Below are 12,796 nucleotides of genomic sequence, written 5' to 3'. Positions count from 1 at the left end.
ATGACCTCAAGGATCCGCAGGCCGTACGCGGCCGTGGCGGCGGCCGGGGCCCTGCTCCTGGTGACCGGCTGCGGCGCGGCGGACATGACGAAGCAGTCGTCGCCGTTCGCCAACGCCAAGGGCGCCCGGACGGTGACCCTCTCGGTCCAGTCCTGGGTCGGCGCGCAGGCCAACGTGGCCGTCGCCCAGTACCTCCTGGAGCACGAACTGGGCTACCGCGTCGACACGGTCCAGGTCGACGAGGTCCCCGCCTGGGACGCCCTCAGCCAGGGCCGCGTGGACGCGATCCTGGAGGACTGGGGCCACCCCGAGCAGGAGCAGCGCTACGTCAAGGACAAGAGGACCATCGTCGCGGGCGGCGGCCTCGGCGTCACCGGCCACATCGGCTGGTTCGTCCCGACGTACTTCGCCAAGCAGCACCCGGACGTCACGAACTGGAAGAACCTCGACAAGTACGCGGATCAACTCAGGACCGCCGAGAGCGGCGGCAAGGGCCAGCTCCTCGACGGCTCACCCTCGTACGTCACGAACGACAAGGCGCTGGTCCAGAACCTGAAGCTGGACTACCAGGTCGTCTTCTCGGGCTCGGAAGCCGCGCAGATCACCCAGATCAAGCAGTTCGCGAAGCAGAAGAAGCCGTTCCTGTCGTACTGGTACCAGCCGCAGTGGCTGTTCAACAAGGTCCCGATGACGGAGGTGAAGCTGCCCGCCTACAAGGAGGGCTGCGACGCCGACGCCGAGAAGGTCGCCTGCGCGTACCCCAGGACGCCGTTGCAGAAGTACCTCAACGCGGACTTCGTGAAGAGCGGCGGCCGGGCCGCGGCCTTCCTGAAGAAGTTCCGCTGGACGACGGACGACCAGAACGAGGTCTCGCTCCTGATCGCCGACCAGAAGCTGACGCCGGAGGCGGCGGCGAAGAAGTGGGTCGACGCCCACCGCTCCGAGTGGAAGGCGTGGCTGGCCGGATAGCCGGCGTGACCGCTGATCCGGGCCCGTCGGCCCGGATCGGCGGTGCTCAGACGGTGCGGGCGTGCGCGACGAAGGCGTTCCAGGCGGGCGCGGCGGCACTGAAGGCGGGGCCTTCGGGGCCGAGCTTGGAGTCGCGGACGTGGACGCGGGTGGGGCAGGTGGCGGCTTCGAGGCAGTTGCCGCCTTGATCATCGCTGTAGCTGGACTTCCGCCAGTCCAGGGCGGCTTCGAGGCAGTTGCTGCCCTCGCTGTCGCTGTAGCTGGACTTGAACCACGTCAGGCTGGGGTTCACAGTGCCTGCGCCACCTCTCTGATGAACTCGGCCGAATCCTCGGGGCTGAGGGCGTGCATGCGGATCATGTCATGGGTCCGGGTGAGCTGACTGACCTTGTCGGCGTCGGCATAAAGGGCGCTGGTCTTCTGCCCTTCTGCGAAGGCGTAGTACTCGTGATCAGCGGTCTCCAGAAGCGCGATGGGGCCGTTGAGCGCGACCCCGTAGGCCCGCCCGAAGGGCAGCACCTGGATCAAAACGTTCCGCAACTCGCCCACGCTCAGCAGGTGTTGGAGCTGCTGCCGCATCACCTCGCGCCCGCCCACCTTCGACCGCAGCGCCGCCTCGAACATCACGAAGCTGAACATGACGCCCGTGCGCGCGCTCAACGCCTCCTGCCGCTTCAGCCGCCCCGCGACGCGCTCCTGGACGGTCTCGTCGTCGAGCGGCGGCGAGCTGGCGCTGATCAGGGCGGTCGCGTACTCCGCGGCCTGGAGCAGTCCGGGCACGAGCAGGGGCTCGTACGAACTGACGGCGATGGCGTCCTTCTCCAGCGCCATGAACTCCTGCGACCGCTGCGGATGCGGCTCGGGCTTCAGGTACTCCTGCGCGGCGACGATCTTCCCGCCGGCGCCGCAGAGCTGGTCGGCGATCTGGAGGAGCCGGAGGGTGGGTTTGCGCCGCCCGTTCTCCATGGACTTCACGTACTCGCAGCCGTACCCCGCCTCCTTGGCCAGTATCTCGCGGTCGACGCCGGCCTCGGTGCGCCACAGCTTGATCTGGCTACCGCAGTAGCGCCACGCGAGGTTCATCTCGGACGACATCGGCACGCACACCTCCACCAGGGGTCACGACAGGTACAACTACCCGAAGTACACGCATCGTTACTCCCGAGCGTACGCGCGAGCCGGGACGGTGGACGCATGCAGACCGAACCGCCGACGCGGCCTCCCCAGGACATCGAGTGGCGCCTGCCGCGGCACGCCCGTAGCGTGCGCCGGGCACGCCTGCTCTTTCGCGGACAGGCAGCTTCCTGGGGCCTGTCCGCCGACGTGACGGACACGGCGGAACTGTTGCTGAGCGAGCTGATGACGAACGCGTACCGCCACGCGAAGGCCCCGGCCGACCGGCAGATCCGGGCCCGCGCGACCCTGACGGCGAACCGCCTCACGGTCCGGGTGACGGACGCAGGCGACACCCTCCCGCAGCCGCGCCGGGCGTCACCGGACGACGAGTCGGGGCGCGGCCTGGCGCTGGTGGCGATGCTGGCGGGGGAGTGGGGCGCGCAGGCCAGGGAGGAGGGGGTGGGCAAGGTGGTGTGGTTCGAGCTGGACACCGGCGCGGGGACGGCCGCGACCGGCGGCGCCGACGCCGCTCAGCAGGAGAACACCTCGCCCGCCAGATAGCGGGTGGCATGCGTGGCCGCCGCCGCCAGCCGCCGGCGCAGGGTCCGGTCGAAGACCTGGTGCGGAGGCATGTCCGCGACCTCGACCCTCCGGGACGGCCCCCGCGATGGCGGGAAAACGGCGCTGTTCCTCAAGTGGGGCGCGAGGTGGTTTCGAGGGGGAGGCCCCGGCCCGCCGGAGCGGGGCGGGGCCTCGGGGGTGGGTCAGGCGTCGCGCAGCAGGGTCGACGCCATCTCCTTGGCGGCCGCCGCGGCCCGCAGCTGCATGCCGGGGCCGAAGGTGATCCGGGTCGCGCCCGCCTCGCCCCACTCGCGCAGGATCGTCGGGTCCACCGGGGTGCCCACGTTGATCGGGCCCTCGATGGCGGCGCGCAGGCGGGGCAGGGTGGTCAGCGGGGCGCCGATCGGGTAGACGCAGTCGGCGCCCGCCGCGATGTAGAGGCGGGCCCGCTCGATCGTGTCCGCCTCCGTCTCGGGGGTGGGGGCGACACCGTGGAACGCGCCGATGAGCGTGTCGATACGCGCGTTCAGCACGAGGCCGTCGCCCGCCGCCGCCCGCACCTCGGCCAGCCAGTCCGCCTGCGCACGCGGGTCCTTGAGGCCGCCCGCGCGGGTCGAGTCCTCCAGGTTGCAGCCCACCGCGCCGGTCTCCAGGAGCCGCTCCACCAGCTCCTTCGGGGCCAGCCCGTACCCGTCCTCGATGTCCGCGCTGACCGGCACCGACACCGAACGCGCGATGCGCCGCACCGCCGTGAACATCTCCTCGGCGGGCGTGGACCCGTCCTCGTGGCCGAGCGACGCCGCGATCCCCGCGCTCGGCGTCGCGAGCGCCGGGAAGCCCGCCTCCTCGAAGGCGCGGGCGCTCGCCACGTCCCAGGGGCCGGGCAGGACCAGCGGGTCACCGGGCGAGCGGTCGTGGTGCAGGGCGCGGAACAGGGTGGCGCTGGGGGTCACCATGCGGGTCCTCCGGGTTCGATGCGGCGGGCGACCATCAGCCGGTTCCAGCTGTTGATCACCGTGATCACGCCGATCAGATGGGCGAGTCGGACGTCGTCGAAGTGCCCGGCCGCGGCCGCGTGGACCTCGTCCGGAACAGCTTCGTCCGTCAGTATGGTCATGGCTTCCGTGAGGGCCAGCGCCGCTCTTTCCCGCTCGCTGTACAGACCATCGGCTTCACGCCACGCGCCGAGCAGCGCGATCCGCTCGACGCTCTCGCCGTTCTTCTCCACCGCGACGGCCACGTGCATGTCCAGGCAGAACGCGCACGCGTTGATCTGCGAGGCCCGGATCATCACCAGTTCGGCGAGGACCGGATCGTCGAGGCCGCGCTTGGCCGCCGCGCCCGCCGCTTGCAGGGCGCGGCGGACCTGCGGGTCCAGGTGCCGGGTGCGCGTGGTCACTTCGCGGACTGTGGTGTGTAGTGCCCGGCGACCATGCGGGTGCTCACGCCGAAGCGGTTCCACGCGTTGATCGTCGTGATCGCCGCGATGAGTCCGCTCAGCTCGGTCTCGTCGTAGAGGCGGGCCGCCTCCTCGTACACGGCGTCCGGGACGAAACCGTCCGTCAGCACGGTGATCGCCTCGGTCAGCGCGAGCGCCGCGGCCTCCCGCTCCGTGTAGAAGTGCCGGGCCTCCTCCCACGCGCTGAGCATCACGACGCGCTCGACGCTCTCGCCCGCCGCCAGGGCGTCCTTGGTGTGCATGTCGAGGCAGAACGCGCAGTGGTTGAGCTGCGACGCGCGGATCTTGACCAGCTCGAACGTCACCGGGTCCACGCCCTTACGGGCGGCGGTGTCCAGCTGGATCATCGCCTTGTAGACCTCGGGGGCGTGCTTGGCCCAGGCCAGGCGCGGGGTGTGCTCGTGCGCGTACTCGGCGCCGCCGTCGCTCGTGGTGGTGCTGTGGGTGGTGGTGCTGTTCGGGGTGCTGTTGTTCGGGGTGCTGCTGTTCGTGGTCATGAGTCGAGCCTACGAAGCCAGTAGCCCACGTGTATGGTCCATTTCCATGGCAAACGAGTGGGCCACTTCGGCGTCCGGACAGGCCCTCGGGATCGACCTGCACATCGCGCCCTCCGGTGGGCTCGGGCTGCGGCGCGGGCTGACCGACGCGCTGCGCGAGGCCGTACGCGGCGGGCGCCTCGCCCCCGGGACCCGGCTGCCCTCCTCGCGCACCCTCGCCGCCGACCTGGGCATGGCCCGCAACACCGTCGCCGACGCCTACGCCGACCTCGTCGCCGAGGGGTGGCTCACCGCCCGGCAGGGATCCGGCACCCGGGTCGCCGAACGGCCCGTCGACGCGCCCCGGCCCCCCGCCTCCGTCGCCCGCCGGGCCACCGGGCCACTGGTCCACAACCTCCAGCCCGGCAGCCCCGACCTCGCCTCCTTCCCGCGCGCCGCCTGGCTCAAGGCCGCCCGGCGCGCCCTGACCGCCGCGCCGAACGACGCCCTCGGCTACGGCGACCCGCGCGGGCGGCCCGAACTGCGGGCCGCGCTCGCCGGATACCTCGCGCGGGCCCGCGGGGTGCACGCCGACCCCGAGCGCATCGTGATCTGCTCCGGGTTCGCGCACGGGCTGATGCTGCTGGGGGAGGTGCTGCGCGGGCGCGGGGTCGGGGAGATCGCCGTCGAGTCGTACGGGCTGCCGCCGCACTGGGAGATCCTGCACCGGGCCGGGCTGCGCACGCGGCCGCTGCCGGTCGACGGACTCGGCACCGCGGTACGGGAGTCGGGGGCGGCCGGGGCCGTGCTGCTCACGCCCGCCCACCAGTTCCCCATGGGGGTGCCGCTCCACCCGGACCGGCGGGCCGCCGTCGTCGACTGGGCGCGGCGCACCGGCGGTCTCGTCATCGAGGACGACTACGACGGGGAGTTCCGCTACGACCGGCAGCCCGTCGGCGCGCTCCAAGGGCTCGATCCGCACCGGGTCGTCTATCTCGGCACCACCAGCAAGTCGCTCGTGCCGGGGCTGCGGCTGGGGTGGATGGTGCTGCCGCCCGGGCTCGTCGGGGAGGTGGCCGCCGCCAAGGGGATCAGTGACTGGTCGTGCGGGGTGCTCGATCAGCTGACGCTCGCCGAGTTCCTGGCGTCGGGGGCGTACGACCGTCATCTGCGGGGGGCCCGGTTGCGGTACCGCAGGCGGCGGGACCAGTTGGTCGCCGCGCTGGCGGAGCGGGCGCCTTCTGTCCGGGTCACCGGGATCGCGGCCGGGCTGCATGCCGTGCTGCCGCTGGCCGCCGGTACCGAGGGGTCCGTGGTGCGGGCCGCCGCCTGGCAGGGGCTCGGCGTCGTGGGCCTCTCCAGTTACCGGCACGCCGATGCCGGTGAGCTGTTGGACGCCCTGGTCGTCGGATACGGGACACCTCCGGATCACGGCTGGACCGGGGCGCTGGACGCCCTGTGCCGGGTCCTGCCCTAGCCCTGCCCTACGCGAGCCGCCCACCCGGCCCCCTGGGTCGGTTTTTGACGCGCGCCGCCGTGGGGGCTGGTCGCGCAGTTCCCCGCGCCCCTGGGCGGTTCTCGGTCTGCGGGCCGGTGGCCGCGTCTCGCGCAGTTCCCCGCGCCCCTGGGTCGGTTTTTGACGCGCGCCGCCGTGGGGGCTGGTCGCGCAGTTCCTCGCGCCCCTGGGTGGTTCTTCGTCCGCGGGCCGGTGGCCGCTTCTCGCGCAGTTCCCCGCGCCCCTGAGGCATGCGCTGACGCGCAGCCTCCCCCTGAGGCTGCGCTTCGCGCGCCTCTCCTGGGGGGCGGGGCGTGCGCCTCTCCTGCGGGCGGGACCGCGGTGGCCTCTCCGATGAGATGGCGCACGCAGTGCGCATCTCAGGGGCGCGGGGAACTGCGCGACCAGCCACGACGAGAGCCGCACCCGAAAGACCACCCAGGGGCGCGGGGAACTGCGCGAGAAGCCCCACCGGGCCCGCACCCGGAAGGTCACCCAGGGGCGCGGGGAACTGCGCGACCGGCCCCGCGGCGGGAGGCGCGTTCGGCTCCGCCGGCCGGTCATGAAGGGGTGGGAGGAGGGGGTTCGGGGGCGGCGAAGCGGGTCAGGGACAAGGCGGCTGTCACGGCCACCGCGAACCCCAGAACCCCGAGCCAGCCGAGACCGGGCCGGGCGCGGTCGCCGAGAAAGGCCACGCCCACCAGCGCCGGGCCCACGGTCTCCCCGAGCACCATCCCGGCCGTCGCCACGGTCACGGACCCCCGCTGCACCGCGGAGGTCAGCAACAAGAACGCCGCACCACCCCCCACCAGCAGCGCATACACGGCCGGATCAGTGAGCAGCCCCCCGGGCGACACATCGTCGATCAGCCGGACGCTCACCTCCACCACCCCGAACCCGAACCCCGAGCACAGGCCCAGCGCGAGCGCCCGCCCCCGCCCGGACAACCGCCCCGCCACACCCCCCACCCCGAGCACCCCGACGGCCACCCCGAGCATGGCGTACCGCAGCGCGTCCGACCCGGCCCCCGCCCCCTCCGCGCCGGAGGCCAGCGCCAGCAGCGCGAGCCCGGCGCACACCGCCCCCACGGCACCCCACTCGGCCCCGCTCAACCGCACCCGCAACAGCCGCGCCGCGACCACCGCGGTGACGGCCAGGCTCGCGGCCAGCGCCGCCCCCACCGCGTAGATCGGAACGCTGCGCAGCGCCACGACCTGGAACACGAACCCGACCCCGTCGAGCCCGAGCCCCGCCGCGTACCGCCACTGCCGCAACGCCCGTACGAGCAGCGCCGGATCGACCCCCGCCCCGGTCCCCGGCGAAGCCGCCCGCGCGGCCATGGCCTGGAGCACGGAGGCCGTTCCGAAGCAGACGGCCGCCGCCAGCGCGCAGAGCATTCCCGGAGTCACACGGGGAATCTAGGGGTACTCGGGTGCGCGGCCGGTGCAGGCGCTCCCCAACCCGGGCGCCGGACACTAAGGTGCCCGATACACCAACCACGTCCACGGGGGCCCGTATGACAGACAGCACCACCCGACGCCGCCTGCGCTCCGGCACCGTCGTGCTCGGCGGCGTGGGGCTGCTCGCCGCCACCCTCAGCGCCTGCGACTCCGACCCGGACAAGCGCTGCGTCGACCGCGACAGCTACACCGCGGGCAAGGGGTACAAGGTCGTCGACGACAAGTACTGCAAGGACGGTTCGTCGGGCGGCCACGGCTGGTACTACGGCGGTTCGCGCAGCGGCAGCCGCATCAAGAGCGGGTCGTTCCACAAGTCCTCCGGCGGTTCGGGAGGCGGCTCGGGCGTCTCGCGCGGCGGGTTCGGCGGCAAGGGCGGATCGGGCGGCTGAGCCGATCATGCGCAGACATCTCATCACCCCGCGTCCCGGCTGGCAGCGGACGGTGGAGGAGCAGGGGCTCATCTACCCGCTGACCCGCTACCCGGACGACTCCCTGCGCCCGTACTGGGACGAGAGCGCCTACTACGCGTTCTCGCTGCCCGAGGTCGAGGCGCTGGAGGAGGTCGTCGAGGAACTGCACGCCATGTGCCTGGCCGCCGCCGGCCACATCGTCGAGCACGACCGCTTCGCCGACCTCGCCCTGACCGACCCGCGCGTCGTGCGCGCCGTCACCGACTCCTGGCGGCGGCGCGACGAACTCCCCTCCCTGTACGGGCGGTTCGACCTCCGTTACGACGGCACCGGCCCGGCCAAGCTGCTGGAGTACAACGCCGACACCCCCACCTCCCTCGTCGAGGCGGCGAGCCCCCAGTGGTTCTGGATGGAGGAACGATTCCCCGGCGCCGACCAGTGGAACTCCCTCCACGAACGGCTCGTCGACGCCTGGAAGCGGCAGGCGGCCCTGCTGCCGCCCGGCAGCCCGCTGCACTTCGCGCACTCCGCCGCCGACGAGCTCGGCGAGGACCTGATGACCGTCGGCTACCTGAAGGAGACCGCGGAGCAGGCGGGCCTGGCCACCGACTGGATCTCGATGGAGGAGATCGGCTGGGACGACCTGTCGGGCCGCTTCGTCGACAACCGGCTCCGCTTCATCCGCAGCTGCTTCAAGCTGTACCCGTGGGAGTGGCTGACCACGGACGCGTTCGCCGGACACGTCCTGGACACCCTCGACAACGGCGGCGGCACCGGCAGCACCCTGTGGATCGAGCCCGCCTGGAAGATGCTGCTCAGCAACAAGGCGCTGCTCGCCGTGGTGTGGGAGCTGTACCCGGGCCACCCGAACCTGCTGCCCGCCTTCGTCGACGGCCCCCGCGACCTCGCCACCACCACGGGCTACGTCGCCAAGCCGCTGCTGGGCCGCGAGGGCGAGGGCGTCACCCTGCACCCGCCCGGCTCCGCCCCCGTCGCCCACGACCCCGAAGAGCCCTGCTGCTACCAGGAGCTGGCGCCGCTGCCGGACTTCGACGGCAACCGCACCGTGCTCGGCGCCTGGGTGGTCGACGGCGAGGCCGCCGGGCTCGGCATCAGGGAGTCGGCGGGCCCCGTCACCGACGGATACGCCCGCTTCCTCCCGCACGTCATCCGGTGACGGCCACCGGCGCGGGGCCGGGGGGTCAGACCCCCAGCACCGCCCGCAGCTGATCGAGGCCCCAGTCCAGGTCCTCCTTGTCGACGACCAGCGGCGGCGCGATCCGGATGGTCGACCCGTGGGTGTCCTTCACCAGGACCCCGCGGGCCATCAGCTTCTCCGAGATCTCCCGGCCCGTGCCGTACGCGGGGTCCACGTCGACCCCCGCCCACAGGCCCCGGCCGCGCACCTCGCCGACCCGGCCGGTCCCGGCCAGCAGCCCCAGCTCGGCGTGCAGATGCGCGCCCAGCTCGGTGGCCCGCTGCTGGAACTCGCCGCCGCGCAGCATCGCGATCACTTCGAGCCCCACCGCGCACGCCAGCGGGTTCCCGCCGAACGTCGAGCCGTGCTCGCCCGGCCGGAACACCCCGAGGACGTCGCGGTCGGCGACCACCGCCGACACCGGCACGACCCCGCCGCCGAGCGCCTTCCCCAGCACGTACACGTCCGGCACCACGCCCTCGTGCTCGCACGCGAACGTCCGGCCGGTGCGCCCGAGCCCCGACTGGATCTCGTCCGCGACGAACAGCACCCCGCGCTCGCGCGTCAGCTCCCGTACGCCCGCGAGGTACCCGGCGGGCGGCACCAGCACCCCCGCCTCGCCCTGGATGGGTTCGAGGAGCACGGCCACCGTCTCGTCCGTGACCGCGGCCCGCAGCGCCGGCAGGTCCCCGTACGGGACGATGTCGAAGCCGGGCGTGTACGGGCCGAAGTCGGCGCGCGCCTCCGGGTCGGTGGAGAAGCTGACGATCGTCGTCGTGCGGCCGTGGAAGTTGTCGCCCGCCACGACGATCCGGGCGCGGCCCTCGGGCACGCCCTTGACCCGGTAGCCCCACTTGCGGGCGGTCTTCACGGCGGTCTCCACCGCCTCCGCGCCCGTGTTCATCGGCAGCACCATGTCCTTGCCGCACAGCTCGGCGAGCTGCGTGCAGAAGTCGGCGAACCGGTCGTGGTGGAAGGCGCGCGACGTCAGCGTCACCCGCTCCAGCTGCGCCTTGGCGGCGTCGATCAGCCGCCGGTTGCCGTGCCCGAAGTTGAGCGCGGAGTAGCCGGCGAGCAGGTCCAGGTAGCGGCGCCCCTCGACGTCGGTCAGCCAGGCGCCCTCGGCCGTGGCGACGACGACCGGCAGCGGGTGGTAGTTGTGCGCGCTGTGCGCGTCGGACGCGGTGATGAAGTCCTGCGTGGCGTGGGCGGGAGTCACAGAAGTCACGGGATCTCCGTTCGTACGGCACTGTACGGGCGGTGCGGGACGGGCTTGTGGCCCGTTCCTATCGTGGCTCGCATGCCGGACGCGGAAACCTCGCGGGACGGCGCGCCCGGTAATGTGAGGACGGAGCCGTGACTGGCGCGCTGGGATGGGACCGACCATCGGGGAGCGGCTCGTGACCTGTGTGCCGTGCGCCTGGGCCGACCGCGAACCGACCGTGTCCGGAGGCAGCCCTCTCATGAGCAAGACCGACCTCACCCCCGAGTCCACCGCGTACCGCGCCGCGCTCGACGTCGTACGCGCCGTCGAGCCGCGCATCGCGGACGCCATCGGCCGGGAACTCACCGACCAGCGCGAGATGCTCAAGCTGATCGCGTCCGAGAACTACGCCTCCCCGGCGACGCTCCTGGCCATGGGCAACTGGCTCAGCGACAAGTACGCCGAGGGCACCGTCGGCCGCCGCTTCTACGCCGGCTGCCGCAACGTCGACACCGTCGAGTCGATCGCCGCCGAGCACGCCCGCGAACTGTTCGGCGCCCGGCACGCCTACGTCCAGCCGCACTCCGGCATCGACGCCAACCTGGTCGCCTTCTGGGCCGTGCTCGCCGACCGCGTCGAGGTGCCGTTCCTCGCGAAGACCGGCGTGCGGCAGATGAACGACCTGACCGACGCCGACTGGGCCGAGCTGCGCCGGGCCTTCGGCAACCAGCGGATGCTCGGCATGTCGCTCGACGCGGGCGGCCACCTCACGCACGGCTTCCGCCCCAACATCTCCGGCAAGATGTTCGACCAGCAGTCGTACGGCACCGACCCGGCCACCGGCCTCATCGACTACGAGGCGCTGCGCGCGCAGGCCCGCGCCTTCAAGCCGCTGATCCTCGTCGCCGGCTACTCCGCCTATCCGCGCCTGGTGAACTTCCGCGTCATGCGCGAGATCGCCGACGAGGTCGGGGCGACGCTCATGGTCGACATGGCGCACTTCGCCGGGCTCGTCGCGGGCAAGGTCCTCACCGGCGACTTCGACCCGGTGCCGCACGCGCAGATCGTGACGACCACCACCCACAAGTCGCTGCGCGGACCGCGCGGCGGCATGGTGCTGTGCGACGACTCGCTCAAGGACCAGGTCGACCGCGGCTGCCCGATGGTGCTCGGCGGCCCGCTGCCGCACGTCATGGCCGCCAAGGCCGTCGCCCTCGCCGAGGCCCGGCAGCCCGCCTTCCAGGACTACGCGCGGCGCATCGTCGACAACGCCAGGGCGCTCGCCGAGGGCCTGACCCGGCGCGGCGCCACCCTCGTCACCGGCGGCACCGACAACCACCTCAACCTCATCGACGTCGCCACCTCCTACGGGCTCACCGGCCGCCAGGCCGAGTCCGCGCTGCTCGACTCCGGCGTCGTCACCAACCGCAACGCCATCCCCGCCGACCCGAACGGCGCCTGGTACACCTCCGGCATCCGCATCGGCACCCCCGCGCTGACCACGCGCGGCCTCGGCACCGCCGAGATGGACGAGATCGCCGCCCTCATCGACCGGGTCCTGACCTCCGCCGAGCCGGGCACCACCAAGTCCGGCCAGCCCTCAAGGGCGAGCCACGTCCTGGAGCCGAAGACCGCCGACGAGGTGGCCCGGCGCGCCACCGACCTGCTGTCCGGCTTCCCGCTGTACGGGCGGATCGACCTGGGCTGAGCCCCGGCTCAGCCGACGAGCTGCTGCCGCGGACCCCGGGGCTCCCGCCCCGCCCGCGGCAGCCGCGCCCGCAGCCACCACACGCCCGCGGCGGCGGCCAGCCCGGCGCCGAGCCCGCCCAGCCCCCACCGCACCTTGTCCGCCGTCGGTACGCCCGCGTGCGCACCGGCGCGCACCGGTGGGAACACCCCGGCGCGCCGCAGCTCGGCGACGAGGCCGGGGGAGGCGCGGTGCCAGCGCAGGTCGTCGTCGTCCACGTCGATCGCGGGGTCGGTCCGGATCCACGGCGTGCCGTCGTCCGCGACGACCAGCTGGTCCTGCCGGTCGACGGCCGTGTCCCCGCCGGGCGCCCGCCGGGTTTTGGGCCAGCCGCCCACGCCGGTCGTGCCCCACACGATCGTCGCCTCCACCGGCGGGAACCGGCCGTCGTCCCAGGCGCGCGGCACCCGCTCGGTCACCGCGGCGAACTCCCCGGTCAGCCGCTCCAGCCGGGCGAAGTCCGGGTCCGCGTCGTCGAGGGACACCGACGGCCCCGCCGCCGCGCCCGGCGCGATCACCACGGCCAGATCGGGCCGGTCCGCACCGCCCGGCCCCTCCGGGCGCGCCCGGGCCGGACCGGCGCCCACCAGCACCAGGAGCACCGCCGCCGCCACGGCGCGTCGGCCCGTCCGCATCCCGCGCATCGCCCACCCCCGGTGCCGCGCCCGGCGTGATCCGGGTCACGGGGACACCGTAGTGGC

The 12,796-nt window shown here is 73.2% G+C and carries 14 protein-coding genes and 1 riboswitch; of the genes, 6 read left to right on the top strand and 8 right to left on the bottom strand.

Translation table 11 applies throughout. The features are described 5' to 3' along the window. Positions 1 to 969, top strand: a complete 969-nt coding sequence (locus ACIP5K_RS02635) for an ABC transporter substrate-binding protein (RefSeq protein WP_401404209.1) — start codon at positions 1 to 3, stop codon at positions 967 to 969. 46 nt (positions 970 to 1,015) lie between these two features. On the opposite strand, the gene ACIP5K_RS02630 is transcribed toward ACIP5K_RS02635, so the two are convergent. After that, the gene (locus tag ACIP5K_RS02630; RefSeq protein WP_401404208.1) at positions 1,016 to 1,261 is read right to left on the bottom strand and encodes a DUF397 domain-containing protein; all 246 of its coding nucleotides are present in this window, start codon (positions 1,259 to 1,261) and stop codon (positions 1,016 to 1,018) included. Continuing rightward, a complete protein-coding gene (locus ACIP5K_RS02625) occupies positions 1,258 to 2,064 on the bottom strand; it encodes a helix-turn-helix domain-containing protein (RefSeq protein WP_401405247.1) in 807 nt (268 codons plus the stop codon). Before ACIP5K_RS02625 ends, ACIP5K_RS02630 begins: the two co-directional genes overlap by 4 nt. Positions 2,065 to 2,163: 99 nt before the next feature. On the opposite strand from ACIP5K_RS02625, the gene ACIP5K_RS02620 reads away from it, so the two are divergent. Next, the gene (locus ACIP5K_RS02620; protein ID WP_401404207.1) at positions 2,164 to 2,646 is read left to right on the top strand and encodes an ATP-binding protein; all 483 of its coding nucleotides are present in this window, start codon (positions 2,164 to 2,166) and stop codon (positions 2,644 to 2,646) included. A gap of 203 nt (positions 2,647 to 2,849) precedes the next feature. Here the strand turns inward: ACIP5K_RS02620 and ACIP5K_RS02615 are convergent, their stop codons facing one another. Genes ACIP5K_RS02615 through ACIP5K_RS02605 form a run of 3 tightly spaced genes read right to left on the bottom strand, consistent with a single transcriptional unit; the run spans position 2,850 to position 4,602 of the window. After that, positions 2,850 to 3,602, bottom strand: coding sequence for an isocitrate lyase/phosphoenolpyruvate mutase family protein (locus ACIP5K_RS02615; RefSeq protein WP_401404205.1), 753 nt, complete (start codon positions 3,600 to 3,602; stop codon positions 2,850 to 2,852). Next, on the bottom strand, positions 3,596 to 4,045 hold the full coding sequence (locus tag ACIP5K_RS02610; RefSeq protein ID WP_401404204.1) for a carboxymuconolactone decarboxylase family protein: 450 nt from the start codon (positions 4,043 to 4,045) through the stop codon (positions 3,596 to 3,598). Before ACIP5K_RS02610 ends, ACIP5K_RS02615 begins: the two co-directional genes overlap by 7 nt. Next, positions 4,042 to 4,602: a carboxymuconolactone decarboxylase family protein gene (locus tag ACIP5K_RS02605; protein WP_401404202.1), complete on the bottom strand. Its 561-nt coding sequence runs from the start codon at positions 4,600 to 4,602 to the stop codon at positions 4,042 to 4,044. Before ACIP5K_RS02605 ends, ACIP5K_RS02610 begins: the two co-directional genes overlap by 4 nt. A gap of 46 nt (positions 4,603 to 4,648) precedes the next feature. On the opposite strand from ACIP5K_RS02605, the gene ACIP5K_RS02600 reads away from it, so the two are divergent. After that, positions 4,649 to 6,058: a PLP-dependent aminotransferase family protein gene (locus ACIP5K_RS02600; RefSeq protein WP_401404200.1), complete on the top strand. Its 1,410-nt coding sequence runs from the start codon at positions 4,649 to 4,651 to the stop codon at positions 6,056 to 6,058. Positions 6,059 to 6,636: 578 nt separating this feature from the next. Here the strand turns inward: ACIP5K_RS02600 and ACIP5K_RS02595 are convergent. Further along, a complete protein-coding gene (locus tag ACIP5K_RS02595) occupies positions 6,637 to 7,473 on the bottom strand; it encodes a hypothetical protein (RefSeq protein WP_401405245.1) in 837 nt (278 codons plus the stop codon). Between the two features lie 119 nt (positions 7,474 to 7,592). On the opposite strand from ACIP5K_RS02595, the gene ACIP5K_RS02590 reads away from it, so the two are divergent. Continuing rightward, positions 7,593 to 7,925: a hypothetical protein gene (locus ACIP5K_RS02590; protein WP_401404198.1), complete on the top strand. Its 333-nt coding sequence runs from the start codon at positions 7,593 to 7,595 to the stop codon at positions 7,923 to 7,925. A gap of 7 nt (positions 7,926 to 7,932) precedes the next feature. After that, entirely contained in the window at positions 7,933 to 9,123 is a 1,191-nt protein-coding gene (locus ACIP5K_RS02585; protein WP_401404196.1) for a glutathionylspermidine synthase family protein, read from the top strand. A gap of 25 nt (positions 9,124 to 9,148) precedes the next feature. On the opposite strand, the gene rocD is transcribed toward ACIP5K_RS02585, so the two are convergent. Then, positions 9,149 to 10,363 (bottom strand): ornithine--oxo-acid transaminase, encoded by a 1,215-nt coding sequence (rocD, locus tag ACIP5K_RS02580; protein WP_401405243.1) that lies wholly within the window; start codon positions 10,361 to 10,363, stop codon positions 9,149 to 9,151. Between the two features lie 127 nt (positions 10,364 to 10,490). Further along, a riboswitch (ZMP/ZTP riboswitch) is annotated at positions 10,491 to 10,577 on the top strand. 30 nt (positions 10,578 to 10,607) lie between these two features. Here rocD and ACIP5K_RS02575 point away from each other — a divergent pair. Beyond that, a complete protein-coding gene (locus ACIP5K_RS02575) occupies positions 10,608 to 12,056 on the top strand; it encodes a glycine hydroxymethyltransferase (RefSeq protein ID WP_401404195.1) in 1,449 nt (482 codons plus the stop codon). Between the two features lie 8 nt (positions 12,057 to 12,064). On the opposite strand, the gene ACIP5K_RS02570 is transcribed toward ACIP5K_RS02575, so the two are convergent. Next, on the bottom strand, positions 12,065 to 12,730 hold the full coding sequence (locus ACIP5K_RS02570) for a hypothetical protein (protein ID WP_401404194.1): 666 nt from the start codon (positions 12,728 to 12,730) through the stop codon (positions 12,065 to 12,067). Positions 12,731 to 12,796: the final 66 nt, after the last annotated feature.

This window comes from Streptomyces sp. NPDC088785 (assembly GCF_044750685.1).
GTDB lineage: Bacteria > Actinomycetota > Actinomycetes > Streptomycetales > Streptomycetaceae > Streptomyces.
Note: the sequence above shows the minus strand (reverse complement) of the source record. Positions and strands in the feature narration are given on the sequence as shown.

Excerpts from the sequence above, each read along its gene's own strand:
- ACIP5K_RS02595 (WP_401405245.1), bottom strand. The coding sequence starts at position 7,473 with ATGCTCTGCGCGCTGGCGGCGGCCGTCTGCTTCGGAACGGCCTCCGTG.
- ACIP5K_RS02600 (WP_401404200.1), top strand. The coding sequence starts at position 4,649 with ATGGCAAACGAGTGGGCCACTTCGGCGTCCGGACAGGCCCTCGGGATC.
- ACIP5K_RS02570 (WP_401404194.1), bottom strand. The coding sequence starts at position 12,730 with ATGCGGACGGGCCGACGCGCCGTGGCGGCGGCGGTGCTCCTGGTGCTG.
- ACIP5K_RS02575 (WP_401404195.1), top strand. The coding sequence starts at position 10,608 with ATGAGCAAGACCGACCTCACCCCCGAGTCCACCGCGTACCGCGCCGCG.
- ACIP5K_RS02585 (WP_401404196.1), top strand. The coding sequence starts at position 7,933 with ATGCGCAGACATCTCATCACCCCGCGTCCCGGCTGGCAGCGGACGGTG.
- ACIP5K_RS02625 (WP_401405247.1), bottom strand. The coding sequence starts at position 2,064 with ATGTCGTCCGAGATGAACCTCGCGTGGCGCTACTGCGGTAGCCAGATC.
- ACIP5K_RS02620 (WP_401404207.1), top strand. The coding sequence starts at position 2,164 with ATGCAGACCGAACCGCCGACGCGGCCTCCCCAGGACATCGAGTGGCGC.
- ACIP5K_RS02635 (WP_401404209.1), top strand. The coding sequence starts at position 1 with ATGACCTCAAGGATCCGCAGGCCGTACGCGGCCGTGGCGGCGGCCGGG.
- ACIP5K_RS02615 (WP_401404205.1), bottom strand. The coding sequence starts at position 3,602 with ATGGTGACCCCCAGCGCCACCCTGTTCCGCGCCCTGCACCACGACCGC.
- ACIP5K_RS02590 (WP_401404198.1), top strand. The coding sequence starts at position 7,593 with ATGACAGACAGCACCACCCGACGCCGCCTGCGCTCCGGCACCGTCGTG.
- ACIP5K_RS02605 (WP_401404202.1), bottom strand. The coding sequence starts at position 4,602 with ATGACCACGAACAGCAGCACCCCGAACAACAGCACCCCGAACAGCACC.